Consider the following 26,745-nt stretch of genomic DNA (forward strand, 5'->3'; position numbering starts at 1 on the left):
CCAGGCTCACCCACGGCCTCAAAGGGCCAAGGGGCACACGGGTTCAAGGCCGCGGCGGGCGGCTGCGCGAACAGCCGCCCGCATCCGCACTCTACAATGAAAGCAAAGACACAAGGGGTCACGCCGACGGCTGAAATGGGGGTTGCCGGGGCTCAACGGAACGGCCCGTGTGACCCCTCACCCGCCGGCGCAAGAACGGTCGCTAAGCGCCCGTGCGCCGCCTCCCTCTCCCGCAAGGGGAGAGGGCTATTTCACCTCCGCCTCCAGCGCCGCGCGCACCTCGGCGATGGCCCTCGGCCAGCCGTCGAAGCCGCCGGTCGCAAAGGTGCGCACGCGGGGGTAGAAGGGGTAGCGGTCGGTGTTGAGCAGGTGCCAGTCGTCCGCCGCGTGGATCAGCCAGGTCCGTGCGCCCGTCGCGGCCGCCAGGTTGGTACCGGCGATGCCGGGGCCGATGACGAGGTCGAGTGCGTTCGACAGGGCGGCCAGATCGTCGAGGTCGTCCTTCAGATTTATGGGCGGGGTCCAGATCTTCACCCCGGCGGCCTCGGCGGCGGCGAGGTCCTCGGTCACGTCGCCGCACTGCAGGTTGACCATGACGCAGCCGGGCGCCGTCAGGACCGGCTCCCAGCGCTCGAAGCTGGAGAAGTAGCGGGCGCGCACGCCGGTGAGAACGAGGCTTTTCCAGTGCAGGCCGATCTTCAGGCCCGGGCCAAGCGCTTCCAGTTTGCTCTTCCAGTGAGCAACCCGCGCGGGGTCGGGCGTCAGATAGCCGTCGCGGTCCGGGAAGGCGGCCAGGCTCTGGCGATAAACGGAGCTGAGGCTGGCCATCGGTGTCCAGCAATCGGCCTTGCCGTCGGTCTCCGCGACCTCCTCCATGAAGGGGCAGTAGCGGGTCAGGCGGCCCTCGATCCGCACAGCCCGGTGCCCGCCGACCACGGCGGTCGGGAAGGAGCGCTGGTAGAGATCGACCAGCCGGGGTTCGACGGCGATGAAGACCTTGCCCTCCGTGCCGACCGCCTCGATCACGTCGGGCAGGCAGGTCCCGAACACCATCTCGTCGGCGATGCCCTGTTCGCCAACGACCAGCAGCCGCTTGCCGCGAATGTCCTCGGTCTCCGGATCCCACCGTGCAGCATCCACCACGACATGCATCGCCTCGGGCATTTCCGGATCCAGCCTGACTTCGTAGGCGTCGAAGCCCTCCTTGAGCCGGCCCAGGCCCATCAGGGTCATGGCCCGCGCCATCCGCATCATGGCGTGCTCGTAGGGGGTCTCGGCGCCCTTCAGGGCTTCATCCAGATCGTCCAGAGCCTCTGCAGGCCGGCCCAGCGGCTGGAGGACGTTGGCGCGATTGTAGCGGGCCTTGGCGAAGGCGGGGTCGATCCGCAGCGCCTCGTCGAAGAAGGTCAGGGATTCCTTCATCTGGCCCTGGTCGCTGAGGACCGTACCGAGCGTGTTCCACAGGGTCGGATTGGTCTGCTCGATCTGGATCAGCTCGCGCAGGGAGTCGATGGCTTCCTGGTAGCGTTTCTGGTCGCGCAGGACGCAGGCCAGGTTGTTGGTGCCCTCGATGTGGCCGGGTTCGACCAGCAGGAATTTCCGCAGCAGCTTCTCTGCGATGTCGAGGTGGCCGAGACGCTGGGCCAGGCGGGCCAAATCGTGGGCGATGTTCGCATCCTCGGGCCGGATGCGGAGCGCCGCGTCGTAGGCGTTCAGCGCCTCGGACAGATGGCCGGACTTCTCGCGGCAGATCGCCAGGACGTGCCAGGCCAGACCGTTCCTTTCATCCGTCTGGAGGATCGCCAGGCAGCGGCGCGTGCCGGCGTCATAGTCGCCGACCCGGATCGAGGCGACGGCCGCCTTCAGCGATTCGATCGTCTTCTTCTGGGCCTTGAGGGTGGATTCCTTGCGGTCGGCGAGCGCGTGCGACAGGCGCCGGATCGCGGCGGGGGAGGCGGCGTCGCCGGCCGACCCCTGGGCCATCGGCATATGACCCAGGGCCAGTTCGGAGGGTGAGGGATCGACGACGGGCATGGCGGGTCTCGGCGCGGGAGAAGGGCTGATAAGGGGCAATACGGCCGCGCTCTAGAACACATGGTTAACTACGGCTGTTTAGCCTGCGTCAGTCACCGCCCGGCTATGTCGGAATCAAGCGGATGCAGGAGGGTGCCGATGCCGTTGAAACTTTCCTTGAAGCCGGGGGAGAAATTCGTCCTGAACGGCGCCGTCGTGCAGAACGGCGACCGACGCGGCGTGCTGATTCTGCAGAACAAGGCCTCGGTCCTGCGCGAGAAGGACATCATGCAGCTGGAGGACGTCACCACGCCCGCCAAACGCATCTATTTCCCGGTCATGATGATGTACCTGGACGAAAGCTCCGCACCCAAGGTCTACGACGAGTTCGTCACCCGCCTGACCGAGTTCATGAGCGCCACGCGCAACCCGGCTATCATGGTCGACTGCGTCGCGGCGTCGAAGCACGTGATGGCGCGCGAATACTACAAGGCCCTGATGAGCGCGCGGAAGATCGTCGACTACGAGGAAAGCCTGACCTGATGTTGAAGGCCTATGCCCAGGCGTCGACGCGTACCGAGACGCCGCGCGAGATGGAATACCGCCTGTTCGGACAGGTCACGCGCGCGCTGATGCACGCCGCAACCGTCGACATGAGCGACGTGAAGACCCGCATCGACGCCCTGGACTGGAACCGTCGCCTCTGGTCGGTTCTGGCCACCGACTGCTCCGATTCCGACAACCAGCTGAACAATCCGCTGAAGGCCCAGATCATCTCGATCAGCCTGTTCGTCGGCCGCCATTCCTCGGCCGTCATGCGCGGCGAAGAGGATTTCGAGCCGCTGATCGACATCAACCGTTCGATCATGCAGGGCCTGGCCCCGCAGGCTACGCCCGCGCCCTAGAGCCTGATCGGCTAAGGAGGAATCGCTTCGCGATTCCGCTGATGCCGTGAATCAGGCTCCAGAATTAAGCGAGAGCAAGATTCCCGCTTCATGTCGGACTCGCGAAGCGGGTCCACCAGAAACGATCATGCTCCAGGACCCGTTGGGTGGGCAAAGTAGGGCGCTGACCGGCGGAAAATTGCCGAGCGGCGGAATTGCCTGATAACTTTCCCAATCCTTTCAATCTGATCGGCCCGGCGCGGTCCTTGCGAGACCGCGCGCAGGACCAGAACCGGTTCAACGGCCAGAAGGCCGCTCCCCCGACCAGAATGGAAGGACCCTACCATGACCAACTCGGTCAATACGAACCTTGGCGCGCTCGTCGCGCTGCAGAACCTGAACGCCACCAACGCCGATCTGGCGATGACCCAGACCCGGATCAACACCGGGAAAAAGGTCTCCAGCGCCAAGGACAACGGGGCCATCTGGGCAATCGCCCAGGGTCAACGGGCCGACATCGGCGCCCTGGGGGCGGTGAAATCCTCGCTCGACCGCGGCATATCGGCGGTGGACGTGGGACTGGCGGCCGGCGAGAGCATCTCGGATCTCTTGCTGCAACTGAAGGAGAAGGCACTGGCGGCGACTGACAAGTCGCTGACGACGGCATCAAGGAAGGCGCTGAACGAGGACTTCAAGTCCATCCGCGACCAGATCAACACGGTTGCCGGAAACGCCGACTTCAACGGGATCAACCTTTTGAAGACCGGCGCGACCGGCTTCCAGGCTCTGGCCAACGCGGCGGGCACGAGCTCGCTGACGGTCACCCCCGAGGTGCTGTCGTTGGGTTCGACGAACGTCACCGTTGCGACGACCACGACCATCGGCACCTCGACCCTGGCCGCCACGGCTCTGGGTCTGGTGAACGCCTCGATCGACAACGTGTCCTCCGCGCTCGCGCGTCTGGGCACCAAGTCGAAGGCTCTGGAGACCCACCGCACCTTCGTCGGGAAACTGACGGACGCACTGGAATCCGGGGTGGGCAATCTGGTGGATGCCGACCTGGCGAAGGAAAGCGCCAAGCTCCAGTCGCTGCAGACGAAGCAGCAGCTCGGGGTCCAGGCGCTGGGCATCGCCAACCAGGCGCCTCAAATCCTGGTGTCGCTGTTCAGAAGCTGATTAAGCGTACAGGACGCCGGGGAGTTCGCTCCCCGGCGTTTTGCTTTCCGTAGCGCCATCGCCCGGCTTGGCGAGCCTCGCTGATCGAGCGCGGGTTGGGACGTCTCTCGCGGCTTGAGCGTGGCGATCACGAAATGCGGAGGGGGGCTTTGCGAAAGCTCCGAACCAGCCCTACCTTCAACCTCCCTGTTCAACAGTCGAAAGGAGGTGATCAAGTGATCTCATTGTCCCAAACCCGTACGGTGACCGAAGCTTGGTCCTCTCGCGAGGTCCGGGCCTGATCCTTTCAGGCTGCTAAGGTCCGACCGTAACGCGGTCAGACAATGAGGCCCGCCGGATTCGCCCGGCGGGCCTTTTTGTTTGCCTGTGTGGCGCGCTCTACCGCTCGACGCGCCCCCCGGTCCGATCTTCGATTGGCTGGAGGACAGGCTCTGTCTCGCTGCCTGAGCTAGGAGAAGAGCCCCTGGACTCCGTCGCCCAGGCTCACGAACCAGCCGGCGCTGGCGAGGAACAGGCGGGAGATCAGCTCCCACGCGGCCCAGACGAAGATGCAGAAGCCGGCGACGCCCAGCCAGGCGACGCCGATCAGAACGCCGTCACGCTGCATCAGGCCGAAGCCGAACAGGGCCACGAACAGGGACGGAAACAGGTTGCCGCCGAAGATCGGCAGCATGACGATGAGGGTCAGCAAGGTCGTGACGACGCCGATCACGACCTCGGCGATTTCGCTGCTCATGAAATCAAGCCTCGGTCTGGACAGTCTCTCCACGAACTGGAGCGGCCTGCGCACCTTGCCGATGGTGGCGCGATAGTTCTCGCGTGGCAGGCTGGATTTCAGCGCCCATCGGGGCATCCAGAGCTGGTCGCGGCGAATGACCAGCTGCAGGCAGATCAACAGCATGGGCGCGCCCAGGATCGTCGTCGAGCCGGGGATGGGGGAGGCGATGGCGTTGATCAGGCCGAAGAAGACCATCAGGGCGCCAAAGCCCCGCTCGCCGAAGGCGTTCACCAGCTCGCCGAGATACAGCTTCGGATCGTCCTTGGCGCCGATGTCGTCGAGCACCCGGGAGAAGGGCCGGTGGTCGCTCTGAAAATCGTAGTCGGGCATCAGAGATGGGCTCGGCGAGGGGTTATGACGATCTATGCACGCTGGCGACGAACCGCCACTTAACATTCCGAAAGAACTAGACGATCCGACCGAACCAATCGAACCCGGCGGTGAAGCCCGCGAGGACAAGGTTCCAGGCGAGGATGAGGACGGCCACGGTGACGCCTGTCATGCTCCAGCCCAGCAGCACCGTCAGACCGTCCCGCTGCATGATGCCGAGCGAGAAGAAGCCGATCGCCACGGCCGGGATCAGGTTTCCTCCGAACACGGGCAGGACGAGTATGGCGGACAGGCACAGGCAGGCTAGGCCGATCAGGCCCTGACCCAGACGGCCGGTCATGAAATACAGACGCGGCCGCGACAGGGCCTCCGAGAAACGGATGATCTTCATCAGCCGCCCGCTGAGGGTGCGGAACCTGTCCCGCTTGACCGAAGCCCGGCCAAGCCATCGGGGCAGCCACAGCCTGTCCCGGCCCCAGGCCAGTTCTGCGGACAGGAACAGCAGGGGCGCACCGGTCAGGGTCGTGCCGCCGGGCGGCCAGGGCAGCATGTTGACGATGGCGAACAGCAGCATGACGGCGCCGAAGGCCCGTTCGCCGAAGGCCTCGACGATCTCGCCGAGATGCAGCCTCTCGCCGCCGTGTGCACCCATCCGCTCCAGCGTATCGGAGAAGCGGCGGGGGCGGCCGGTCGAGGTCTCCGTCAGGCTCATGAGGCGACCTTAGGGCCCGAAGGCGACGGTTTCGAGCAGATCACTCGCGGCGCTTGGCCGACAGGGCGGCGCCAGCGGCCGTTTGCCGTGCTGCGGATTTGGCGGGCATGAGTGTGTCTCCTTCTCCGGAAGGAAGTCGACGCCAGCAAGGGAGGTTCCCGCCTAGCGGATCTGGTGGACCTCGACGTCCGCCGACACCCGGTCCCAGTTTCGATCGGCCGTAAGAACGGGCAGTGACAAGGTGGCGGCCAGAGCCAGACAGGCGCGATCTCCCAGCGACAGACCTGCGGTCCTCGTCCTCTCCCGCAACAGTCCGGCGCGGACAGCCGTCTGTGCGTCGAATGGGACTACGGTCAGCCCGAGCGCCTCGACCATCGAGAGGGCCTGCCGGTCGGAAAACTCAAGGTCGAGCAATCGGGTTACCACTTCCGTCAGATTGACCGAGCTGATCAGCCGACCGGCGCGCATGTCCGCCAACCGCTCACCGCCCGGTTCGCCCTTCAGTGCCGCCAGCACAACCGAGGCGTCGATGACCGCCCTATTCACGCGCGGCTTCGGCGCGCCGATCGGCGATAAACTTTCCAACCACATCCATGTCGGAAGGTACGCGTTGTGCGAACATCTTGCGGGCACGGGCGAGGGCGTCGGACGCGGATGTTACGTTCACCGATCCCCCTGTCTTCATGAAAACGAGTTGATCGCCGGATGCGAAGCCCAGCGCGTGAACCATCTGCGGCGTCAGGACGGCAGATCCGTCCGGGCCGACGTTCACCGCCCAGCGACCGTCGCCGAGGTCATGAGCGGCGAGCTGGTGATCGAACTCAACGGCCGTCTCTGACAGGCCCAGAAGCGCCGCAGCCGAGACCTCGCCGTTGGTGGCGTCTTCGATGCGCTTCGCCAATGTACTCGACGGTCTTCGCTGGCCGTTGCGAATAGAACTGAGGGTTCCGGCGCCGAGCCCCAATCGTTTTGCAAGCTCGGCCTGACTGCCGCGCCTGCGTGAGAGATATTGGTCGAGGTTTGCCACTTGCGAACTATAGGCTTGCCAAAGTTCGCGTGCAACTTACGACCCCAGCAACTCGCGGCCGATCAGGAACCGCCGGATCTCGTTGGTGCCGGCGCCGATGTCGTAGAGTTTGGCGTCGCGGACGAGGCGCTCGACCGGCCATTCCTTCGTGTAGCCGGCGCCGCCGAGGGCCTGGACGGCCTCCAGCGAGACCTTCACCGCGTTCTCGGAGGCGAGGAGGATGGCGCCGGCGGCGTCATACCGGGTGGTCTTGCCGGCGTCGCAGGCACGGGCGACGGCGTAGACGTAGGTCCGGGCCGAATTCAGGGCGACATACATGTCGGCGACCTTGGCCTGCATCAGCTGGAAGGAGCCGATGGCCTTGCCGAACTGTTTGCGCTCGCGGACATAGGGCAGGACCACGTCCAGCGCCGCCTGCATGATGCCCAGCGGCCCGGCCGCCAGCACCGCCCGCTCATAGTCGAGGCCGCTCATCAGCACGCCGGCGCCGCCGCCGACCGGACCCATGACGTTCTCTTCCGGGACCTCGCAGTCCTCGAACACCAGTTCGGCGGTGTCCGAGCCGCGCATGCCCATCTTGTCCAGCTTCTTCGAGACGCTGAAGCCCTTCATCCCCTTTTCGATCAGGAAGGCGGTGACGCCGCCATTGCCCTCGCCGGTGCGGGCGTAGACGACCAGGGTCTCGGCGTGCGGGGCGTTGGTGATCCAGAATTTCGTGCCGTTGAGGACGTAGCGATCGCCGTCCTTACGGGCTTGGGTGCGCATCGACATGACGTCGGAGCCCGATCCGGCCTCGGACATGGCCAAGGACCCGACGTGTTCGCCGCTGATCAGCTTCGGCAGGTATTTGCGCTTCTGCGCGTCGCTGCCCCAGCGGCGGATCTGGTTGACGCAGAGGTTGGAGTGGGCCCCGTAGCTGAGGCCGATCGAGGCGGAGGCGCGGGAGACTTCTTCCATCGCCACGACGTGCTCGAGGTAGCCCATACCGAGGCCGCCGTCCTCTTCGGGAACGGTGATGCCGTGCAGACCCAGCTCGCCCATCTCGGGCCACAGGTCGCGGGCGAAGGTGTTGGTCTCGTCAATCTCGGCGGCCCTCGGGGCCAGGCGGTCGGCGGCCCAGCGGGCCGTGGTCTCGCGGATCATGTCGGCGTTCTCGCCGAGGCCGAATTCCATCGATTGGGGTGCGTTCGGAATGCTCATGGCGAGCGGCGTAGCACGATCCCTACCGGGGTGGGGAGGGGGTGTCAGTCCCCTCCGGGCAGACCGAAGCGACGGTAGAGGTTGATCGACGACACGCCGACGCAGGCCAGACCGATCAGGGCCAGGACCCAGCCGATCAGGGTCAGCTCGTTGCCGCCGGACTGTTCCGCCGCGCGGCGGAAGGCCGCCATCGAGGCGCCGAACGACACCAGGCCCACGCCGCCCATGAAGATGAAGGGGCCGGTCTCGCTCCAGTCGAAACGGGCCGGAGCCTCCATCTCGATTTCGTGGCGCATGATCGAACCGCCGCCATGGGTCAGGGTCAGGTCCTCGCCGAAAAGATTGCTATCCGAGGCGTCAGGTGCGTCGCGTTGCTCGGGCGTCCACAGGGGACGTTCCATGGCGGGTTCGGGTGCATTCTCCAGCGGGGTCAGCACCAGTTCGGCGACCGGGGCCGGATTGACGACGACGGTTTCGACCGGAACGGCCGCCAACTCGGCGATCGCCGCGATTTGATCGTCGTCGGGTGCGGCCTCTACAGCCTCGGGCACGGTCGTTTCGACCGCGGGCTCGGTCTCGCCGAACTCGGGCCCGGTGGGCTCCTCGCGGACAGTCGCCACCGGCAGGAAGGGCAGGGGCCCGATCATCACGGAGCTGTATGGGGCGTAACGGGTCGCGTTCAGGATCACGGAATCGACGACCGGCGCGGGGGCGGCTGTCAGCTCGGTGGCGGTCCCGGTCTCGACTCCGGAGGCGGTTTCGATATCCGCTTCGGGGGCCAGTTGTTCGTCGCTCGGCGGCTCACCAGTCGGCTCCGGCGAGACGGCATCCGTCTCGGGCAGATCAGCGGCCGAAGGATTGTCGTTGGAGGGCGCCGGCGACGCATTGGTCTCAACGATGCGGGCGGTCGATTCGCCCAGCAGGGCGGCGACGGCGGCGGCTCGCGGGTTGACGGGAGTGGAGACGTCCTCGCCGGCGGCCGGGACCGGCTCGGGTCCGCTCAGGGTTTCGGTCCGGGATTCGACCTTCGGCTCGTCGAACGGAACGACGACGGCGGGAGGAGGCAGGGGGGCGGACAGCAGGTCGGACAGAGCGACCGGCGCCAAAGGATTGGCCACGAACAGGGCGCGCTCGGCGGCGCGGCGGCGCAGGGCAGTCTCCGGCAGGGCAGGCTCGGGCCAGCCCATCATGGCGTCAGCAGCCTCGCCGGGCGCGCCGGCGTTGAGACGCTGGCGGACGTCGGAACCGGCGAAGCGATCGACGCCGACCGAGAAGGCGAAGCTGACGAGGGCGTCGAATTGATGCTGGTTCAGGTCGCCGGGGACAGCTTCATTGACCGACGCCTCGACGGGCAGGAGGTCGTAGCGCAGCAGCAGTTCGGCGTCGGATTCCGACACCGATGCGCCCTCGCGGGCGGACAGGGTGTGGCCGTAGCCGATGATCCAGCCGCCTTCGGCGCGCTGGATCGCCCGGGGCCGGAAACCCTCGAAACTCTTGATCAGCACGATCCCCTCGCGGGAGACCTTCAGATTCTGCCTGGCTGCGTCGGACACCGGTAATGACCCAAATCGAGACAGGGCGCGGTCGCCCCACGGGGGAGGGAGCAAGGGTCGCGCCGTTCGACTTCGTTCTTACAACAGGACGATGGTCGCGAGGCCCAGGAAGATCAGGAACCCGAAGAAATCGGTCGTCGCCGTGACGAAAACGGCGGACGAGACGGCCGGGTCGAACTTCAGCTTGGACAGGGTCAACGGCGTCAGGACTCCGACAGTCGCGGCGACGACCAGGTTCAGCACCATGGCCGCGCCGATGACCAGTCCGATCTTCCAGTCCTCGTCCCGGAACCATAGCGCCGTGGCCAGGCCGATCAGCGGGGCGAGGATCAGGCCATTGGCCAGGCCCACGACCAGTTCGCGCATGAAGGTCCTGGGCGCGTTCGAGCTGTTCAGTTCGCGTGTCGCCAGGGCCCGCACGGTAACCGTCAGCGCCTGCGTCCCCGCGTTACCCCCGATGGCCGAGACGATCGGCATCAGAATGGCCAGGGCGACGATCTGCTGGATGGTGCCTTCGAACCAGCCGATGACGCTGGCGCCGATAACGGCGGTGATCAGGTTGATGGCCAGCCAGGGCACGCGGCCGCGCACGATCTCGGTGACGGAAGACCCGCGATCCTCGTCCTGAACGCCGGCGAGGCGGAGGATGTCCTCGCGGTTCTCTTCCTGGATGATGTTGACGATGTCATCGACGGTGATCTGACCGACCAGACGGCCCGCCGCATCGACGACCGGCGCCGAGATCAGGTGATATTTCTCGAAGACATAAGCGACCTCTTCCTGGTCGGTGTCGGCGGCGATGGCGTTCACCGACTCCATCAGGTCCGACAGCTTCACCGTCCGCGCGGCGCGCAACAGGCCGCTGATGGGAATGCCGCCGACCGGGCGGTTAAGCGGATCGACGACATAGATGTCGAAGAACAGCTCGGGCAGGTCCTCACCCTGGGCCCGGACGTGATCGATGGTGTCGCCGACGCTCCAGAACAGGGGCGCGGCCATGACCTCGCGCTGCATCAGGCGGCCGGCGGAGTCCTCCGCATAGCCCAGGGAGCTTTCGATCGCGGCGCGGTCGGTCGCCGGCATGGCGGCCAGCACCTTCTCGCGCTGGTCATCCTCCAAGTCCTCGACGACGGCGGCGGCGTCGTCGGAATCCAGTTCCTGCAGCGCTTCGGCCAGCGTGCCCGGGGCGACGCGTTCCAGCACCTCCTCACGGATGCCGTCGTCGAGCTCCGGCAAGGTCTCGGCCAGCAGTTCGGGCGGCAGCCACAGGACCACAACGCCACGATGCTCGGCGGTCAGGAAACCCATCAGGTCCGCGACGTCGGCGGGGTGCAGGTCTTCCAGCAGGGAGCGCAGGCGTATCCCGTCGCCGTCGTCGGCGGCGTCGACCACCTTCTCCACGAAAGACGCCGTCAGGACATAGTCCTCGTCCAGCGCCTCGTGGTCTTCGTTGACGTCGGGATCGAGAGTGGCGGTTCGTTCGCTCACGCGGGGGCTTCCCTCTCTCGATGTGAATCAGCCTGGTAGTGCCGGATTCTTAGTCCCTAGTCTGATGGTGCGGTCGAGAAGACTCGAACTTCCACGGGTTGCCCCACAGCGACCTCAACGCTGCGCGTCTACCAATTCCGCCACGACCGCTCGCATCGGAGGGGGGCTGATAGCGGAGAGATAAAGCGGCGTCTAGGCCGAGCCGGCCATGAAGTCGTAGAGGTCGGCGGGGCGGGTGACGGTGATGGCGATCCGGTCTTCGCGAATTTCGATCTGGCCGCGGGCCACGGGGTGGTTGTTGGCGAGGATCCAGACCTCGTCGTGTTCGGAGGCGTCGAGCGGAATCACGGCGCCACGGCCCATCTTCAGGAGCTGGGACATAGGCAGCACGGAGCGGCCCAGCACGATGGACAGTTCGACATCGACGGCTTCGATCTGGCTCAAGGGATCTCCGGATACGCTGGAGGGTAATGGCGGCGGAACTTGCATTGGCGGCCCTCACGCTCACATTGAGGCCATCATGCTTGCCGAGCCGTTAAGCGCCGCCGTTTCCCCGCTGATCCGCCCCGACGGTCGTCCCGTCGAATGGGTCGTCGAGCCCGGCTATGTTCCCTACGAGGACGCCGTCGCCGAGATGGAGGCCCGCGTCGCCCTGATCGCCGCCGGCGAGGCGGCCGAGCGGGTCTGGCTGCTCGAGCATCCGCCGCTCTATACGGCGGGCGTTTCTGCGAAGGACGACGACCTGATCGATGCCGGGCGCTTTCCGGTTCACCGGACGGGGCGGGGCGGGCAGTTCACCTATCACGGACCGGGCCAGAGGGTGGCCTATGTCATGCTGGACCTGAACCAGAGGGGCAGGGACGTGCGCGGCTTCGTGCGCGGTCTGGAGCAATGGCTGATCGGGGCGCTCGGCGAACTCGGCATCGCGGCCGATGTGCGCGAGGGACGGGTCGGGGTCTGGGTCGTCCTGGATCGCCGCTCCGCGTCTTCGCGGATGACAAGCGGAGAGGCCAAGATCGCCGCCATCGGCGTCAAGGTCAGGAAATGGGTCAGCTTCCACGGCATCAGCCTGAACGTCGAGCCCGATCTGGATCATTTCAGCGGCATCGTGCCGTGCGGCATCGCCAAGCACGGGGTGACCAGTCTGCTCGACCTGGGCGTCCCCGGGACGATGGACGAGGCGGATGCGGCCCTGAAGACAAGCTTCGTCCGTGTCTTCGGTGCGGTCGAAAATGACGCTGCCCCCGACATGCGCTCTTAACGTTGAAGCTGTATTTTGACGCCGGTAAGGTTCGAGTCGCGTGAGGGGGGCTGCATGGATGGAATGATGGCGGTGTTTGCGCCTCAGACGCGCCCTGTGGCCGGCGCCGAACTGTCGACGTTCTTCGACGTCACCCTGGACATGCTGATCATCCGCGACCTGGACGGTACGATCCTGAAGGTCAGCCGGTCGTGGGAAACCCATCTCGGCTGGCGCGCCGAGGAGCTGGAAGGGACGCAGCTGCTGCGTCTGGTCCACCCGGACGACCTGCCGGCGACGCGTGAGAGCGTGGTCGAGGTGGAAAACCGCGTGGCCGGCGATCCCGTCCTGGGCCAGGTCAACCGCTACCGGCACCGCGACGGCGGTTATCGCACCCTGGAATGGCGCGCCCACCGGTTCGGCGACCGCATCTACGGCGTGGCGCGCGACGTCACCGACCGGGTCGCGGCCGATCAGGCCCTGATCGAGGCCAAGACCGCGGCCGAGGCGGCCAGCCGGGCCAAGTCCGATTTCCTGGCCAATATGAGCCATGAGATCCGCACCCCGCTGAACGGGGTCATCGGTATCGTCGATTCCCTGCGCCGCACGGAATTGAGCCCCGAACAGCGGGAGATGGTGGACCTGATACAGGGCGCCGGGGTGACGCTGGAGCGGCTGGTCTCAGACATCCTCGACGTGTCCAAGATCGAGGCCGGCCAGCTGGACTTCGAATCCCGCCAGTTCGACCTCGGCGAGGCCCTGGCCGGGATCATCGACCTGTCGCATAATCGCGCCGCCGAAAAGGGGCTGATGTTCGAGGAACGTCAGGGCTCGGGCGCGCGCGGCGTCTTCATGGGCGACAGCACCCGCATAGGCCAGATCATCAACAACCTGTTGTCCAACGCGGTCAAGTTCACCTCCGAGGGCTCGGTCACCGTCGACTGGGATGTGAGCGGCGACGAGGTCGGCGAGGGCGTCCTGACCTTCATCGTGTCCGACACCGGCGTAGGGTTCGACGCCGCCACGGGCGCGACCCTGTTCCAGAGGTTCAACCAGGCCGACACCTCCATCACCCGGCGGTTCGGCGGCACGGGGCTGGGCCTGTCGATCTGCCGGGCCCTGGCCGAGCTGATGGGCGGGGTGGTCGAGGCGCGCTCCTGCCCCGGCGAGGGCTCGACCTTCACCCTGACCCTGCCGTTGCAGAGGGTCGTGGCGCTGGAGGAATACGACGGACTGGCGGCGCCGGCGGAGATGGGGCCGGTCCCGATCTATCTGCCCGAGCGGTCGCTACGGGTCCTGCTGGCCGAGGACCATCCGACCAACCAGCGGGTGGTCCAGCTGATCCTGGGCTCGGCGGGGGCGGAGGTGGTCACGGTCGAGAACGGCGCCCTGGCCGTGGAGGCCGTGGCGCGGTCGCGCTTCGACGTCATCCTGATGGACATGCAGATGCCGGTCATGGACGGCCTGACTGCGACCCGCGCGATCCGCATGGCCGAGCGTGGTGGGCTGCGGACCCCGATTATCATGCTGAGCGCCAACGCCATGGCCCAGCACCGCTATGAGGCGCTGGCGGCCGGGGCGGACCTGCACGTGGCCAAGCCGGTGACGGCGGCGATCCTGCTGGCCGGGATCGCCCAGGCGGTGGTGGAGTAGGGGGGCGGAGAGCGGGCTCGCCGACTGTCCGACCCGGGTCGGGATCGGTCATAGGCTGCCAGGCGGAAAGCGGACATTCGATCTGTCGCCCAGAAGCGGACCCTCTGAGGGTCGCCTAGTGGTGGTTAGCGGACCTTGCCTTCCCGCAGCCACGGCAACTCAGCCATCATGTCCCGCTCGGCCTCCGACGAGGTGGCGTATAGCCCTGAGCAGTGGCTCGGAGCGATGAATGTGTAATCGCCATCTGTGGCCTCGGCGAACTCTTCAAAGACGAACAGATCACCGTGCGCTCGTAGCTCGACGTAGCGTTTGCCGTCGGCACTATCGACCCGTCTCAATAGCGCGTTGCCCGATGCCATCCCATCCAAATAGCCGACGGCGCGGATGACCGCTACGGGTCGGGTTCGGCCCTTAGCCTGACGCCCGATTACGGACATTCGGGGGATGCGCCGTAAGCGGACATCGCGCAGGTCCGTTCGGGGTCGGAAGCGGCGACTGGATTGATTGCCAGAACAGGACCTTGCCGATCAGTTCGGTCGTGCCGCGGTTGGCGACGAGCATCCGGCCGTCCCTGTCCTTCGCATAGACCACGCCCGGAACCGCCGCTGTGAAGCCTTCTAGAAGGACCAGCGCGCGGTCGCGCTCGGCCTCGACCGCGCGCCTTTCGTCGATGTCGATAAGAACCCCGGGGAAGCGGACCGGCGAGCCGTCTGCCGCGAGTTCGACCTTCCCGCTGGCTTCAAGGCACCGAAAGCCTGCGCCGTGGGCAACCCGATACTGACACCGATAGGCGCCGCCGTGCGCAAGGGCCTCCGCGATGGCGTCGTTGACCAAGGCTATATCGTCCGGGTGGATGACCTTCGTTACCTCAGCGAGTTCGATGCCGTTACGACACGAGTCTGGATCGAGCCCGAAAGCTTCCGCGAAGCGCTCGTCGGCGGTGAATCGGTCGGAGGGTATCTCCCATACCCAGGTGCCCACGATCGCGCCGGCGTCCAGCGCCATCTGGACGCGTTCCGACGCCTCCTGAAGCGTGCGCTCGGCATTGAACCGCTCCGTGACGTCCCGATAGAGCACAGCAAGACCATGGACGGTCGGCTATGCCCGCACTTCCAGCCATAGATCGTGCGTCTCGGAGCGATGCTGGTAGACGAACTCCACCGGCATCTGGTCTCGCATCGCTTTCTGATAGGCGGCCCATGTCGGCGCCTCGCGCGCCTCTGGCCACGCCTCCAGCAGATGAAGCCCGATGATCTCTTGTGCCGGACGGCCGTCAATCCTCGCGGCTTCGGCGTTCATCTGCTGAATCCGGAACTGGGGGTCGAGAATGAGGAACCCCTCCGCCATGTTTTCGACCGCGGCTGCCGCCTCGGCCAGACGGACCTCGTAGCGACGGCGCTCGGTCAGGTCGGCGAAAGACACCGCAAAGCCGTCACCGACCTTGGTGGCCGTCAGCCGCAGGAAGACATCGACCCCTTCATGGGCATAGCTGAGCTCGGTTACCCAGGGTTTGTCCTGGTCGACGACCTGGACATAGGCGTCGAACAACCCCTCTTCCCGGTTGCCCGGCATCTCCTCCAGGAGGCGGCGGCCTATGAACCAGGTGAAGCCGTCGATCGACGTTTCCTGCACCGCGCGGAACCGCGCCTCGGCCTCTTTGAGCTTCTGCCCAGAAACGACCTGTTCGGTGGTTTCTACACACGCGCAGAAAAACCCCCCCACGGCCCCCCGCTCGTCGCGAACCGGCGTATAGGAAAAGGCGAAGTGAGCTTCTTCTTCATAACCCTTGCGGGTCATGGTCAAAGCAATGTCGTCCATAGCAACCGGTCTGCCAGCGTAGGCCTCGTCGACGATAGGCTGAAGACTGGCTCGTATCTCCTCCCACACCTCCAGCAAATCCCGGCCCATGGCCGAGGGGTGCTTGTTCGCCAGGATCGCGGCATAGGCGTCATTGTAAATCAGGGTGCGCTGGGCCCCCCATACGACGAACATGGCCTGCGTCGATCCGAGCATGACGTCGACGAGCGTCTGCACCGGCAGGGGCCAGCTCTCCCGCGCACCCAAGGGCGTGGTTTCCCAAGGGTGAGAGTCAATCTCTGCTTTTGCCGAGCAGCCAAGAGTTCCGTTTTCGATCAAGTCATCGTCCTCGGCAACTCTGGGAGCTATTTTGCATTAGCCCGTCGGCCGACGACTTGGCCCTTCGGCTGTATATCATCGATCCGAACCGCCGCCACCTCTTGTAGACAAACTCTGCAATGAACTTGAGAGCGACAAATTCTGGCTGCAAGCGAGCGAGTCGTTGCTTGATGAGGTTCGAAGGCGAACAGTGGGTGCTGTCAGGCGAATGGTAACTCGTCTCCACCTAGGCTCAGGATTCATTGGTCATAGCCAGAAGATGACGGTTGCGGCGATGGCGATGGCGGACATGAAGGTGTGGGCGCATCGGTCGTAGCGGGTGTGGACACGTCGCCAGTCTTTGAGCCTGCCGAACATATTCTCGATCCTGTGGCGTTGGCGATAGAGGGTTCGGTCGTGGTCGATCTGGACCTTTCTGTTGGCCTTTGAAGGGATGCACGGGGTGATGCCCCGCTGGATCAGGGCGGCCCGGAACCAGTCGGCGTCGTAGCCCCGGTCGCCCAGCAAGGCCTTGGCTTTGGGCAGGGCGTCGATCATCAGGGCGGCTCCCTTGTCGTCGCTCATCTGGCCTTCGGAGCGCAACAGGACCAACGGACGCCCCTGGCCGTCGCACACGGCATGGAGCTTGGAGTTCAGCCCGCCTTTGGTTCGCCCGATACGTCGGGGAACAGCCCCTTTTTGAGCAGGCTGGCTGCGGTCCGATGGGCCTTCAGATGGGTGGCGTCGATCATAAATCGCTCGGGCCGGGGCCCCTTGGCGGACAGTTCGGCGAAGATCCGGTTGAACACGCCCAACCGACTCCAGCGGATGAACCGGTTGTAGATCGTCTTGTGCGGCCCGTAGTCTTTGGGCGCATCACGCCAGCGCAGGCCGTTGCGGATCACGAAGATGATGCCACTCAGCACCCGCTTGTCATCCACCCGTGGGATGCCATGCGAGAGCGGGAAATACGGCTCGATCCGCCGCATCTGCTTGTCCGTCAGCCAGAACAGATCACTCATGACAGGCTCCTCCTGCCTCCAGTGAATCAGGTCAAAGCCCCGCGGGGAATCCCTTTAATGGGTCCTGAGCCTAAACCACATAAGCCGACTGGCAATAAAGGGCGCCGACTCGCTGAAAAAGCCGAACCGTTGCGCAACGTTTCAGCATCGACACGTACCTCTTCCGTTAGTCGCCTGCAGGTTCTTCTCGTCTGCAGCAGTCAGCTAGGCGAGCCTCGCTGAAATCGCGCCATTCAATAAGGCGGCCTGATGCCGCCGTGAGGAACATGCTCGCTGGCGCACCATCTCCCTGCCGAAAGCGAGCTTCGGAATGGCTGGATGGGCAAAAAGCAGCGGGGGAGCGCGCCACTTTCTGCAATCACAGAAAGTGGCGCGAGTGACGGGACTCGAACCCGCGACCTCCGGCGTGACAGGCCGGCACTCTAACCAACTGAGCTACACCCGCGTTTCCCACCGTGTCGTTTCCGTCGCGGCGAGGGGCGTCGTTTAGGCGGGGGGTCGCCCCGGTGTCAAGCGACCTTTCGGGCCTTTGCGACAGTTTTCCGCGCACACGTCCGGTCGCAGAACGAGGGCATCCCGGAGTCGGATTAGTGCGAACCGTTCGCAAGAAAAATCCTTTCGCCGCTTGGGTTTGAACCGCGCCGAGGTTGGGTCTAGAAAGCGCCGAATCCGCCGCCCTCCCTCGCGGCGTGGACGTATCCAATGAACGCATTTCTTCTTCAGTATCTGCCGATCGTGATTTTCGTGGGCATCGCCACGATCGTCGGCGTCGGCTTCATGGCCGCCTCCTGGGCGATGGCGCCGTCGAACCCCGACTCGGAGAAGCTCTCGGCCTACGAGTGCGGCTTCAATGCCTTCGACGATGCGCGGATGAAGTTCGACGTGCGGTTCTACCTGGTGTCGATCCTGTTCATCATCTTCGACCTGGAAGTGGCCTTCCTGTTCCCCTGGGCCGTGTCGATCTTCGACCTGACCAAGGGCGGCATGATCTTCGCCTTCTGGTCGATGATGTCATTCCTGGGCGTCCTGACCGTCGGCTTCATCTACGAATGGAAGAAGGGCGCGCTGGAATGGCAGTGATTTCCCCCACCGGCCTGATCGCCCCCCCCGCTTCAGGTTTGGCGTCGCCGCTGCCCACAGCCTTTGGCCAGGGCGCGCGTTCGACGGTCCAGGGCTATGACCCCAAGCTGCACGACAAGTTCTTCGAGGCGGTCAACACCGAGGTCGCCGAGCAGGGCTTCCTGACCGCGTCGCTCGACGACGTCATCAACTGGGCCCGGACGGGGTCGCTGATGTGGATGACCTTTGGTCTCGCGTGCTGCGCCGTGGAGATGATCCAGGCGTCGATGCCGCGCTATGACCTGGAGCGCTTCGGCATGGCCCCGCGCGCCAGCCCGCGTCAGTCGGACCTGATGATCGTCGCCGGCACCCTGACCAACAAGATGGCTCCGGCGCTTCGCAAGGTCTACGATCAGATGCCGGATCCGCGTTACGTGTTGTCGATGGGTTCTTGCGCCAATGGTGGCGGATATTATCACTATAGTTACAGCGTAGTGCGCGGTTGCGACCGCATTGTACCTGTCGATGCCTACGTTCCGGGCTGTCCGCCGACGGCGGAAGCCCTGATCTACGGCCTGCTGCAGCTGCAGAAAAAGATCCGTCGCACCGGGACGATCGAGCGATGAGCGTTCCTTCGATGAACGGCCACCTCGCGACCGTCGCGCGCAATACCGAGAGCCTGACCCCGCTGGGTCAGGAGATGGTCGCCGAGCTGAAGGTCGATGCCAGCCTGGCCTGGGGCGAGCTGACTATCGCCTGCCACCGCGACCGGATCGTCGAGGTCCTGACCTCGCTGCGCGACCGGTTCGGCTTCCAGCAGCTGCTGGACGTCTGCGGCGTGGACTATCCGGACCGGGCCGAGCGGTTCGACGTCGTCTATCACCTGATCTCCCTGACGCGGAACGCCCGCATCCGGGTCAAGTGCACGACCGACGAGGTCCAGCCGGTCCCCAGCGTGATCGAGGTCTATCCGTCGGCCGGCTGGTTCGAGCGCGAGGCGTTCGACATGTACGGCATCCTGTTCTCGAACCACCCGGACCTGCGCCGGCTCCTGACCGACTACGGTTTCCAGGGGCATCCGCTGCGCAAGGACTTCCCGATGACGGGCTATGTCGAGGTCCGCTACGACGAGGAGCAGAAGCGGGTGGTCTACGAACCCGTCAAGCTGACGCAGGAATATCGCAACTTCGATTTCCTCTCCCCCTGGGAAGGCGCGGAGTATCCGGTCCCGGTTCTGCCGGGCGACGAGAAGGCGGCGCAAGCCGCTGCTGTCGCAGGCGCCGCGCCTTCGGGAGGCAAGGCCTGATGGCTGACGGACACCCCATCGCCAACGCGACCCCCGACCGCGCCACGCTGGACCAGGTCGCCGACGACCTGGGTCACATCGCCTTCGACGATGGCCGGACCGCGCATGCGCGCGAGATGGACGACCGCAAGTTCACCATCAACTTCGGCCCGCAACATCCGGCCGCGCACGGCGTGCTGCGTCTGGTGCTGGAGCTGGACGGCGAGGTCGTCGAGCGTGTCGATCCGCACATCGGCCTGCTGCACCGCGGCACCGAGAAGCTGATGGAGGCCCGCACCTACCTCCAGAACGTGCCCTATCTGGACCGGCTCGATTACGTCGCGCCGATGAATCAGGAGCACGCCTTCTGCCTGGCCATCGAGCGTCTGCTCGAGATCGAGGTCCCGTACCGCGCCCAGCTGATCCGGGTTCTGTATTCGGAAATCGGCCGCATCCTGTCGCACCTGCTGAATGTGACGACCCAGGCCCTGGATGTGGGCGCCCTGACGCCCCCTCTGTGGGGCTTCGAGGAGCGCGAAAAGCTCATGGTCTTCTATGAGCGGGCCTGCGGCGCGCGGCTTCACGCCAACTACTTCCGGCCCGGCGGCGTCCACCAGGACCTGCCGATGGCCTTGATCGACGACATCGGCCGCTGGTGCGCCGAGTTTCCGACGGCGCTCAAGGACATCGAGAGCCTCGTCACCGAGAACCGCATCTACAAGCAGCGCAACGTCGACATCGGCATCGTGTCGAAGGAACAGGCCCTGCAGTGGGGCTTCACCGGCGTCATGCTGCGCGGCTCCGACATCGCCTGGGACCTGCGCAAGTCGCAGCCCTACGAATGCTATGCCGAGCTGGAGTTCGACATCGTCGTCGGCAAGAACGGCGACTGCTGGGACCGCTACCTCGTGCGCATCGAGGAGATGAAACAGTCGGTGCACATTATGGAGCAGTGCATCCACAAGCTCCGCAACTGCCCCGGCGAGCCGGTCATGGTCGAGAACAACAAGATCGTGCCCCCGTCGCGCGGCGAGATGAAGCGGTCGATGGAAGCCCTGATCCATCACTTCAAGCTCTACACCGAAGGCTTCCACACCCCGGCCGGCGAGGTCTACGCCGCCGTCGAGGCGCCCAAGGGCGAGTTCGGCATCTATCTGGTCTCCGACGGCACCAACAAGCCGTACCGCGTGAAGATCTCGGCCCCCGGCTTCCGTCACCTTCAGGCGATGGACTGGATGAACCGCGGCCACATGCTGGCCGACGTCTCCGCCATCCTGGGCTCGCTCGACATCGTCTTCGGCGAGGTCGACCGCTAGTGACCGAACTGTTCGCCAACATCACCCTGAGCACGGTCGTGATCGCCGGTCTGTTGATGATCGGCGGCGTGATCTTCGTCGCCAATATGAACGATCCCCGGAACGCGATGCATCCGGGCGGCCGCAAGGGCCGGATGCTGGACGAGGTGCTCGTCGTCGGCCCGCTCGCGCCGTTGCTGGTCATGATCACCGTGGGCGGGTTCCTCCCTGATCTTCGTGATGCGGCCTGGTGGTTCCCGATCCTCCTCGGACTGTCGATCATCGGCTTCGCCGCCAGCTTCCTTCTGCCGCCCGTCCGCCGCGCCCGCGCGCGGGTCGAAGCCCTTCGCAAGAAGGCCTTCTCATGAGCGACACCCCTCTCAGCGATCTCGTGCGTCAGGGCTGGTCCGTCTTGTCCTATTCGGTGACCGACAGCGGCGGCGAGACCTGGCAGCACAACGTGCTGCTGACCCGTCAGGGCCAGCATCGCATTCTTACCCTGCGCAAGAAGATGATCGGCGACGGCGTCGTCGCCTCGGAAATGGACGTCTGATGTCGGTTCGCCGCCTCGCCAAGGAACAGCCCGCCTCGTTCGCCTTCTCGAAGGACACGATGAAGAAGGCCGAGTGGTGGATCGCCAAATACCCGGCGGACCGTCGCCAGTCGGCGGTGATCCCGATCCTCTGGCTGGTACAGAAACAGGAAGGCTGGGTCTCCGAGCCGAGCCTGCGCGCCATCGCCGACCTGCTGGGCATGGCCTATATCCGGGTGCTGGAGGTCGCGACCTTCTACACCATGTTCATGCTGGAGCCGGTCGGTTCGGCCGCCCTGATCCAGGTCTGCGGCACGACCCCGTGCATGCTGCGCGGCTCGGGCGACCTGATGAAGGTCTGCAAGGACCGCATCGGCCCGAAACAGACCCTGTCGGCCGACGGCAAATTCTACTGGGAAGAGGTCGAGTGCCTGGGCGCCTGCGTCAACGCGCCGATGGCCATGATCAACGACTATTATTTCGAGGACCTGACGGCCTCGGACATGAACCGGATCATCGACGACTTCGCCGCCGGCAAGACGCCGAAGCCGGGTCCGCGCGTCGATCGCGTCAACTCGGCGCCCGAGGGCGGGGCCCTGACCCTGACCGATCCGAAACTCTATGACGGCTCGGCCGCCCAGCCGATCGCCAGGCTGCCGAACTCCGATCCGGTGCCCGCCTGATGGTCGAACCGAAAGACATTCAGCGTCTGGCCCCCATGCTGTGGGGTGTCGCCGGGTTGATGTTCCTGCTGGCCGCGTGGCTGGGGGAACAGATCGCGTTCGCAGGCATCGGCGCGATGTTCATTCTGCTGGGCGTGTCGGCCTGGCTGACCACCCGCAAGAAGGACTCGCAGTGAGCCAGTCCGATCCCCAAACCGACGTCCAGGTCGCGGCCTATCGCGCCGAACTGCGCACCGTGGGCCGCACGCCGCGCCTCGCCGGGTTCGGCCTGGTGCTGCTGGGCGCCATCCTCGTCTGGTCGGCCGGGCGTGCGGGCGACTTCGGCGCGACCGTCCAGATGACCGGCTATGTCGCCCTCGGCGGCGGCTGGGCCCTGATGCTCGCCGCCATCTTCCTTCGCACCCGCTATCATCGCCGCCGTCTGGCCGAGCTCGATGGACGCGGACAATGAGTGCGCTGCTTCTCGCCCACGGGGAACCGTCGCGTGATTGTCTGACCGCGCGTGCACACTTCATGATCCCAAGACGTTCGGGGGACCGTCGTGACATCGAAACATCCGAAGCGCGGCGTCGCCGGCCTGTTCATGGCCAATCTGATGGGCGCCAGCGCCCTGCCGCTGGGCGGAGCCTCCGCGCAGCCCGCAACGCCAGCGCCTGCCGCGCCGTCCCCTCCGTCTTCTCCCGCCGGTTCCCCGAATGCGCCTGATCAGACACCAACACGTTCAGGCGGCCAGCGTCCGCCGCCGCCAACCGAGCGCCAGACCGGCGATCGTCGCAGCGAACTCTCGCGCCCGCGCGGCAGGGGCGTGGGCGGCTCAGGTCGTGGAGGGACCCCGCTGATGGCCGGCCTGCTGCAGGACAAGGATCGCATCTTCACCAACCTGTACGGGCTCCAGGACTGGGGTCTGGATGGCGCGAAGACCCGCGGCTGCTGGAACGCGACCAAGGACATGCTGGACATGGGCCGCGACTGGCTCATCACCAACGTCAAGAACTCGGGGCTGCGCGGCCGCGGCGGCGCCGGCTTCTCGACCGGCCTGAAGTGGTCCTTCATGCCCAAGGAACTCAAGGATCGTCCGCATTATCTCGTCGTCAACGCCGACGAGAGCGAGCCCGGCACCTGCAAGGACCGGGAGATCATGCGTCATGACCCCCACCTGCTGATCGAAGGCTGCCTGATCGCCTCCTTCGCGATGCAGGCCCACGCCTGCTACATCTATCTGCGCGGCGAATATGTGCTCGAGCGCGAGCGGATGGAGGCGGCGGTCAAGCAGGCCTATGAAGCTAGGCTGATCGGCAAGAACAACGTCCACGGCTGGGACTTCGACGTCTACATCCACCACGGCGCCGGGGCCTATATCTGCGGCGAAGAGACCGCCCTGCTGGAATCGCTGGAGGGCAAGAAGGGCCAGCCGCGGCTGAAGCCGCCGTTCCCGGCCGGTGCGGGCCTGTACGGCTGCCCGACCACGGTGAACAACGTCGAGTCGATCGCCGTCGTCGGCACGATCCTGCGTCGCGGGGCCGAGTGGTTCGCCGGCTTCGGTCGTCCGAACAACACCGGCACCAAGCTGATGTCGATCAGCGGCCACGTGAACAGGCCGTGCAATGTCGAAGAAGCCATGTCGATCCCGCTGCGCCAGCTGCTGGAAGAGCACTGCGGCGGCGTGCGCGGCGGCTGGGGCAACCTGAAGGCCGTGATCCCGGGCGGAGTCTCCGTGCCGCTGATCACGCGCGAGATGTCCGAGACGGCGCTCATGGACTTCGACAGCCTGCGCGACATGAAGTCTGGCCTGGGTACTGCGGCCGTGATCGTCATGGACAATGACACCGACCTGGTGAAAGCGATCGCCCGCATCAGCTATTTCTACAAGCATGAGAGCTGCGGCCAGTGCACGCCGTGCCGCGAAGGCACCGGCTGGATGTGGCGCGTGCTCGAACGCATGGCCGTGGGCGAGGCCGATCCGTCAGAGATCGACCTGCTGCTCGACGTCGCCGGCCAGGTCGAGGGCCATACCATCTGCGCCCTCGGCGACGCCGCCGCCTGGCCGGTCCAGGGCCTGATCCGCCACTTCCGCCACGAGATTGAAGACCGCATCTCGGCCTACCGCACCCGCCGCGCGAACTTCGCCGGCCACGCCATCGCGGCGGAGTAGGGGATGCGGGCTGTGCTCATCCTGACTGTTGCGGTCGCCTCTCTGGCAGCGTGCAATCGCGCGCCGGAGAGGGCCGAGCCGACGCCGACCGAGATCGTCGCCGCCGAGGCGCCGGTGTCCGACGCCGTGGCGCAGACGCCCGCCGTCCTGACGGCGGTCGACCTGCGCCGCGTGTGCAAGGCCGGTCTCGCCGCTATCCACGGCCAGGACGTCGCCGCCATCGAATTGTCCGGCATCGAGGGCGAGGTCGTCAACGCCCGGTGGCGCGCACCCGTCGACGGCGGCGTCATAAAGGCCCAGTGCCGCGCCGCCGACGGTCTGGTCGTGTGGAAGCCGCTCGATCTGCCCGACCCCGCCTCCGTGCGGTGGATGAATGAATCCGGCGATCCGGTCGTGCGTTACGCCATGCGCGGCGACGAGATCGAGATCACCCAAACGCTGCCTGACGGCACGACGCAGACGGCCGCCGAGGTCGTTCGCGCTGAAGAAGAGGTCCGCTGATGCCCGTCGCCAAGGTCAACGGCGTCGATGTCGAGTTCGAGCCCGGCATGACCGTGCTTCAGGTCGCCGAGCGCGCCGGGCACGAGATCCCGCGCTTCTGCTACCACGAGCGACTGTCGATCGCCGGCAACTGCCGCATGTGCCTGGTCGAGGTGAAGCCCGGACCGCCCAAGCCGCAAGCGTCTTGCGCGCTTCCGGCCGCCGAGGGCCAGATGATCTTCACCGATACGCCGATGGTGAAGAAGGCTCGCGAAGGGGTGATGGAGTTCCTGCTCATCAACCATCCGCTCGACTGCCCGATCTGCGACCAGGGCGGCGAGTGCGACCTGCAGGACCAGGCCATGGGCTACGGCCGCGACGGTTCCCGCTATGCGGAGAACAAGCGCGCAGTCGAAGAAAAGCACATGGGTCCGACCATCAAGACCTTCATGACGCGGTGCATCCAGTGCACCCGTTGCGTGCGCTTCATCAGTGAAGTAGCGGGCGTGCCGGACATCGGCATGATCTCGCGCGGCGAAGACGCCGAGATCACGACGTACCTGGAGCAGGCGGTGAACTCCGAGCTGTCGGGCAACGTCAACGACCTGTGCCCCGTCGGCGCCCTGACCCACCGGCCGTGGCAGTTCCACTATCGCCCGTGGGAGCTGAAGAAGACCGAGACCATCGACGTCATGGACTCCCTGGGCTCCAATATCTCGGCCCAGTCCAAGGGAGCCGAGGTGATGCGCATCCTGCCGCGCGTGCACGAGGGCATCAACGAGGAGTGGCTGTCGGACAAGAGCCGCTACGTCGTCGACGGGCTGCAGGCGCGTCGTCTGGACCGCCCGTATGTTCGTGAGAACGGCAAGCTGCGCGTCGCCTCGTGGGACGAGGCGCTGAACGCCGTGGCGTCGAAGTTGAAGGCCGCCCCGGCAGACAGGATCGGCGTCATCGCCGGCGACTTGCAGGACGCGGAATCGATGAAGGCGGCGCTGGACCTGTTCCGCGCGCTGGGATCGTCGAACACCGACTGCCGTCAGGACGGCGCAGCCATGGGCTATGGCCCGCGCGAAGGCTGGCTGTTCAACACCGGCCTGCAAGGGCTGGAAGAGGCGGACTCCATCCTGCTTGTGGGCGTCAACCCGCGCACCGAGGCGCCGCTGCTGAACCAGCGGATCCGCAAGAGCTGGCTGGCCGGCAAGACCCGCGTCGGCGTCATCGGCGACGCCGCCGACCTGACCTATGATTTCGACGTCGTAGGCCGCGGAACGAAGACCCTGGCCAAGCTGCCCAAGGTCGCCTCAGACGCCCTGTCGAATGCCGAACGCCCCGCCATCGTGGTCGGCGCCGGCGCCCTGTCGGGTCCGGACGGCGCGAAGGTCCTGCAACAGCTCGGCAAGCTGGCCGCCAAGCTCGGCGTCGTGAAGGACGGCTGGAACGGGTTCAACGTCCTGCATCACGCTGCCGCCCGCGTCGGCGGTCTGGACATGGGCTTCGTGCCCGCGACCGGCGGCCTGTCGGCTCACGAGATGGTCCAGCCGGGGGCTCTCGATGTCCTGTTCCTGCTGGGCGCCGACGAGATCGAGACCGGCCCGTCCAGGGCCTTCAAAGTCTATCTGGGCAGCCACGGCGACCGGGGCGCGCACACCGCCGACGTCATCCTGCCGGGCGCCGCCTGGACCGAGAAGTCGGGCCTCTATGTCAACACCGAGGGCCGGGTGCAGATGGCCGAACGCGCCGTCTTCCCGAAGGGCGAGGCCAAGGAAGACTGGGCCATCCTCCGCGCACTGTCGGAACGCGTCGGCCAGACCCTGCCGTTTGACACTCTTGGTCAACTTCGCGATTTGTTGATGAAAGACCACCCCACCTTTGGTCGAATTGACTACCTGCCCCCCGCCGCATTCTTCGACGTCGCGAGCCTGGGCCAGAAGGGCGACGCCGGTGATGTCGACTTCACCTCGGCCGTGGTCGATCCCTATCTGAACAACCCGATCGCGCGCGCCAGCGCGACGATGGCCGAGCTCAGCGCCCAGCGCGTGGCTCCGGCCCTGCTGGCGGCGGAGTAGGG

Annotated in this window: 30 protein-coding genes and 2 tRNA genes; 17 read left to right on the top strand and 15 right to left on the bottom strand. The window is 65.8% G+C overall.

Annotated elements, in window-relative coordinates; all coding sequences use genetic code 11:
• Positions 1 to 246 precede the first annotated feature (246 nt).
• Positions 247 to 2,034 carry a tetratricopeptide repeat protein gene (locus ACP7A5_RS13890; RefSeq protein ID WP_426042470.1) on the bottom strand — a complete coding sequence of 596 codons (1,788 nt, stop codon included), beginning with the start codon at positions 2,032 to 2,034 and terminating at the stop codon, positions 247 to 249.
• Positions 2,035 to 2,172: 138 nt separating this feature from the next.
• Here ACP7A5_RS13890 and flbT point away from each other — a divergent pair, with 138 nt between their 5' ends.
• The 3 genes from flbT (at position 2,173) to ACP7A5_RS13905 (ending at position 4,073) form a co-directional block, all read left to right on the top strand.
• On the top strand, positions 2,173 to 2,556 hold the full coding sequence (gene flbT / locus ACP7A5_RS13895) for a flagellar biosynthesis repressor FlbT (RefSeq protein WP_426042471.1): 384 nt from the start codon (positions 2,173 to 2,175) through the stop codon (positions 2,554 to 2,556).
• Positions 2,553 to 2,918 carry a flagellar biosynthesis regulator FlaF gene (gene flaF, locus ACP7A5_RS13900; protein ID WP_425987647.1) on the top strand — a complete coding sequence of 122 codons (366 nt, stop codon included), beginning with the start codon at positions 2,553 to 2,555 and terminating at the stop codon, positions 2,916 to 2,918. Before flbT ends, flaF begins: the two co-directional genes overlap by 4 nt.
• A 324-nt stretch (positions 2,919 to 3,242) precedes the next feature.
• Positions 3,243 to 4,073 (top strand): flagellin, encoded by an 831-nt coding sequence (locus ACP7A5_RS13905; RefSeq protein ID WP_426042472.1) that lies wholly within the window; start codon positions 3,243 to 3,245, stop codon positions 4,071 to 4,073.
• Positions 4,074 to 4,521: 448 nt separating this feature from the next.
• Here ACP7A5_RS13905 and ACP7A5_RS13910 read toward each other — a convergent pair whose 3' ends face one another.
• The 9 genes from ACP7A5_RS13910 to ACP7A5_RS13950 form a co-directional block, all read right to left on the bottom strand.
• Positions 4,522 to 5,181 carry an exopolysaccharide biosynthesis protein gene (locus ACP7A5_RS13910; protein WP_426042473.1) on the bottom strand — a complete coding sequence of 220 codons (660 nt, stop codon included), beginning with the start codon at positions 5,179 to 5,181 and terminating at the stop codon, positions 4,522 to 4,524.
• A gap of 76 nt (positions 5,182 to 5,257) precedes the next feature.
• Positions 5,258 to 5,893: an exopolysaccharide biosynthesis protein gene (locus ACP7A5_RS13915; protein WP_426042474.1), complete on the bottom strand. Its 636-nt coding sequence runs from the start codon at positions 5,891 to 5,893 to the stop codon at positions 5,258 to 5,260.
• A gap of 162 nt (positions 5,894 to 6,055) precedes the next feature.
• Entirely contained in the window at positions 6,056 to 6,439 is a 384-nt protein-coding gene (locus tag ACP7A5_RS13920) for a type II toxin-antitoxin system VapC family toxin (RefSeq protein ID WP_303694968.1), read from the bottom strand.
• Positions 6,432 to 6,920, bottom strand: coding sequence for a helix-turn-helix domain-containing protein (locus tag ACP7A5_RS13925; protein ID WP_426042475.1), 489 nt, complete (start codon positions 6,918 to 6,920; stop codon positions 6,432 to 6,434). The genes ACP7A5_RS13920 and ACP7A5_RS13925 overlap by 8 nt, the downstream gene beginning before the upstream one ends.
• A gap of 36 nt (positions 6,921 to 6,956) precedes the next feature.
• A complete protein-coding gene (locus tag ACP7A5_RS13930; RefSeq protein WP_426042476.1) occupies positions 6,957 to 8,120 on the bottom strand; it encodes an isovaleryl-CoA dehydrogenase in 1,164 nt (387 codons plus the stop codon).
• A 44-nt stretch (positions 8,121 to 8,164) separates the two neighbouring features.
• Positions 8,165 to 9,673 carry a glycoside hydrolase family protein gene (locus ACP7A5_RS13935; protein ID WP_426042477.1) on the bottom strand — a complete coding sequence of 503 codons (1,509 nt, stop codon included), beginning with the start codon at positions 9,671 to 9,673 and terminating at the stop codon, positions 8,165 to 8,167.
• A gap of 78 nt (positions 9,674 to 9,751) precedes the next feature.
• Positions 9,752 to 11,161: a magnesium transporter gene (mgtE, locus tag ACP7A5_RS13940; protein ID WP_426042478.1), complete on the bottom strand. Its 1,410-nt coding sequence runs from the start codon at positions 11,159 to 11,161 to the stop codon at positions 9,752 to 9,754.
• Positions 11,162 to 11,226: 65 nt separating this feature from the next.
• Positions 11,227 to 11,311, bottom strand: a tRNA-Leu gene (locus tag ACP7A5_RS13945).
• Positions 11,312 to 11,353: 42 nt separating this feature from the next.
• Positions 11,354 to 11,605: a FliM/FliN family flagellar motor switch protein gene (locus tag ACP7A5_RS13950; protein WP_425987590.1), complete on the bottom strand. Its 252-nt coding sequence runs from the start codon at positions 11,603 to 11,605 to the stop codon at positions 11,354 to 11,356.
• A 76-nt stretch (positions 11,606 to 11,681) separates the two neighbouring features.
• Between ACP7A5_RS13950 and lipB the strand changes: the two genes are divergently transcribed.
• Complete coding sequence (gene lipB / locus ACP7A5_RS13955; protein WP_426042479.1) at positions 11,682 to 12,422, top strand: lipoyl(octanoyl) transferase LipB; 741 nt, start codon at positions 11,682 to 11,684, stop codon at positions 12,420 to 12,422.
• Positions 12,423 to 12,476: 54 nt separating this feature from the next.
• Positions 12,477 to 14,054: an ATP-binding protein gene (locus ACP7A5_RS13960; RefSeq protein WP_426042480.1), complete on the top strand. Its 1,578-nt coding sequence runs from the start codon at positions 12,477 to 12,479 to the stop codon at positions 14,052 to 14,054.
• 125 nt (positions 14,055 to 14,179) lie between these two features.
• Here ACP7A5_RS13960 and ACP7A5_RS13965 read toward each other — a convergent pair whose 3' ends face one another.
• From ACP7A5_RS13965 to ACP7A5_RS13985, 5 genes are all read right to left on the bottom strand, one after another.
• Entirely contained in the window at positions 14,180 to 14,413 is a 234-nt protein-coding gene (locus tag ACP7A5_RS13965) for a hypothetical protein (protein ID WP_426042481.1), read from the bottom strand.
• A 52-nt stretch (positions 14,414 to 14,465) separates the two neighbouring features.
• The gene (locus ACP7A5_RS13970) at positions 14,466 to 15,059 is read right to left on the bottom strand and encodes a PAS domain-containing protein (RefSeq protein WP_426042482.1); all 594 of its coding nucleotides are present in this window, start codon (positions 15,057 to 15,059) and stop codon (positions 14,466 to 14,468) included.
• A gap of 93 nt (positions 15,060 to 15,152) precedes the next feature.
• Complete coding sequence (locus ACP7A5_RS13975; RefSeq protein ID WP_426042483.1) at positions 15,153 to 16,190, bottom strand: PAS domain-containing protein; 1,038 nt, start codon at positions 16,188 to 16,190, stop codon at positions 15,153 to 15,155.
• 246 nt (positions 16,191 to 16,436) lie between these two features.
• A protein-coding gene (locus tag ACP7A5_RS13980) for an IS5 family transposase (protein ID WP_426042484.1) occupies positions 16,437 to 17,191 on the bottom strand; the annotation gives its coding sequence in 2 pieces (ribosomal slippage) (positions 16,437 to 16,858 and positions 16,858 to 17,191; 756 coding nt in all).
• A gap of 368 nt (positions 17,192 to 17,559) precedes the next feature.
• Positions 17,560 to 17,636 (bottom strand) — tRNA-Asp (locus tag ACP7A5_RS13985).
• Positions 17,637 to 17,893: 257 nt separating this feature from the next.
• Between ACP7A5_RS13985 and ACP7A5_RS13990 the strand changes: the two genes are divergently transcribed.
• From ACP7A5_RS13990 to nuoG, 12 genes are all read left to right on the top strand, one after another.
• The gene (locus tag ACP7A5_RS13990; protein ID WP_426042485.1) at positions 17,894 to 18,271 is read left to right on the top strand and encodes an NADH-quinone oxidoreductase subunit A; all 378 of its coding nucleotides are present in this window, start codon (positions 17,894 to 17,896) and stop codon (positions 18,269 to 18,271) included.
• Complete coding sequence (locus ACP7A5_RS13995; protein ID WP_426039141.1) at positions 18,241 to 18,876, top strand: NuoB/complex I 20 kDa subunit family protein; 636 nt, start codon at positions 18,241 to 18,243, stop codon at positions 18,874 to 18,876. Before ACP7A5_RS13990 ends, ACP7A5_RS13995 begins: the two co-directional genes overlap by 31 nt.
• Positions 18,873 to 19,556: an NADH-quinone oxidoreductase subunit C gene (locus ACP7A5_RS14000; RefSeq protein WP_426042486.1), complete on the top strand. Its 684-nt coding sequence runs from the start codon at positions 18,873 to 18,875 to the stop codon at positions 19,554 to 19,556. Before ACP7A5_RS13995 ends, ACP7A5_RS14000 begins: the two co-directional genes overlap by 4 nt.
• 116 nt (positions 19,557 to 19,672) lie before the next feature.
• On the top strand, positions 19,673 to 20,851 hold the full coding sequence (locus tag ACP7A5_RS14005; protein WP_303694485.1) for an NADH-quinone oxidoreductase subunit D: 1,179 nt from the start codon (positions 19,673 to 19,675) through the stop codon (positions 20,849 to 20,851).
• Entirely contained in the window at positions 20,851 to 21,198 is a 348-nt protein-coding gene (locus tag ACP7A5_RS14010) for a hypothetical protein (protein ID WP_426042487.1), read from the top strand. The genes ACP7A5_RS14005 and ACP7A5_RS14010 overlap by 1 nt, the downstream gene beginning before the upstream one ends.
• On the top strand, positions 21,195 to 21,383 hold the full coding sequence (locus ACP7A5_RS14015) for a hypothetical protein (protein WP_426042488.1): 189 nt from the start codon (positions 21,195 to 21,197) through the stop codon (positions 21,381 to 21,383). Before ACP7A5_RS14010 ends, ACP7A5_RS14015 begins: the two co-directional genes overlap by 4 nt.
• Positions 21,383 to 22,045 (top strand): NADH-quinone oxidoreductase subunit NuoE, encoded by a 663-nt coding sequence (nuoE, locus tag ACP7A5_RS14020; protein WP_426042489.1) that lies wholly within the window; start codon positions 21,383 to 21,385, stop codon positions 22,043 to 22,045. Before ACP7A5_RS14015 ends, nuoE begins: the two co-directional genes overlap by 1 nt.
• Positions 22,045 to 22,221 (top strand): hypothetical protein, encoded by a 177-nt coding sequence (locus tag ACP7A5_RS14025; protein ID WP_426042490.1) that lies wholly within the window; start codon positions 22,045 to 22,047, stop codon positions 22,219 to 22,221. Before nuoE ends, ACP7A5_RS14025 begins: the two co-directional genes overlap by 1 nt.
• Entirely contained in the window at positions 22,218 to 22,496 is a 279-nt protein-coding gene (locus ACP7A5_RS14030; RefSeq protein WP_426042491.1) for a hypothetical protein, read from the top strand. The genes ACP7A5_RS14025 and ACP7A5_RS14030 overlap by 4 nt, the downstream gene beginning before the upstream one ends.
• Before the next feature lie 387 nt (positions 22,497 to 22,883).
• Entirely contained in the window at positions 22,884 to 24,197 is a 1,314-nt protein-coding gene (nuoF, locus tag ACP7A5_RS14035) for an NADH-quinone oxidoreductase subunit NuoF (RefSeq protein ID WP_426042531.1), read from the top strand.
• Between the two features lie 3 nt (positions 24,198 to 24,200).
• Positions 24,201 to 24,698, top strand: coding sequence for a hypothetical protein (locus ACP7A5_RS14040; RefSeq protein ID WP_426042492.1), 498 nt, complete (start codon positions 24,201 to 24,203; stop codon positions 24,696 to 24,698).
• The gene (nuoG, locus tag ACP7A5_RS14045) at positions 24,698 to 26,743 is read left to right on the top strand and encodes an NADH-quinone oxidoreductase subunit NuoG (RefSeq protein ID WP_426042493.1); all 2,046 of its coding nucleotides are present in this window, start codon (positions 24,698 to 24,700) and stop codon (positions 26,741 to 26,743) included. Before ACP7A5_RS14040 ends, nuoG begins: the two co-directional genes overlap by 1 nt.
• The last annotated feature ends 2 nt before the right edge of the window (positions 26,744 to 26,745 follow it).

Origin of the sequence: Brevundimonas sp. TWP2-3-4b1 (assembly GCF_049897665.1) — a bacterium.
GTDB lineage: Bacteria > Pseudomonadota > Alphaproteobacteria > Caulobacterales > Caulobacteraceae > Brevundimonas > Brevundimonas subvibrioides_B.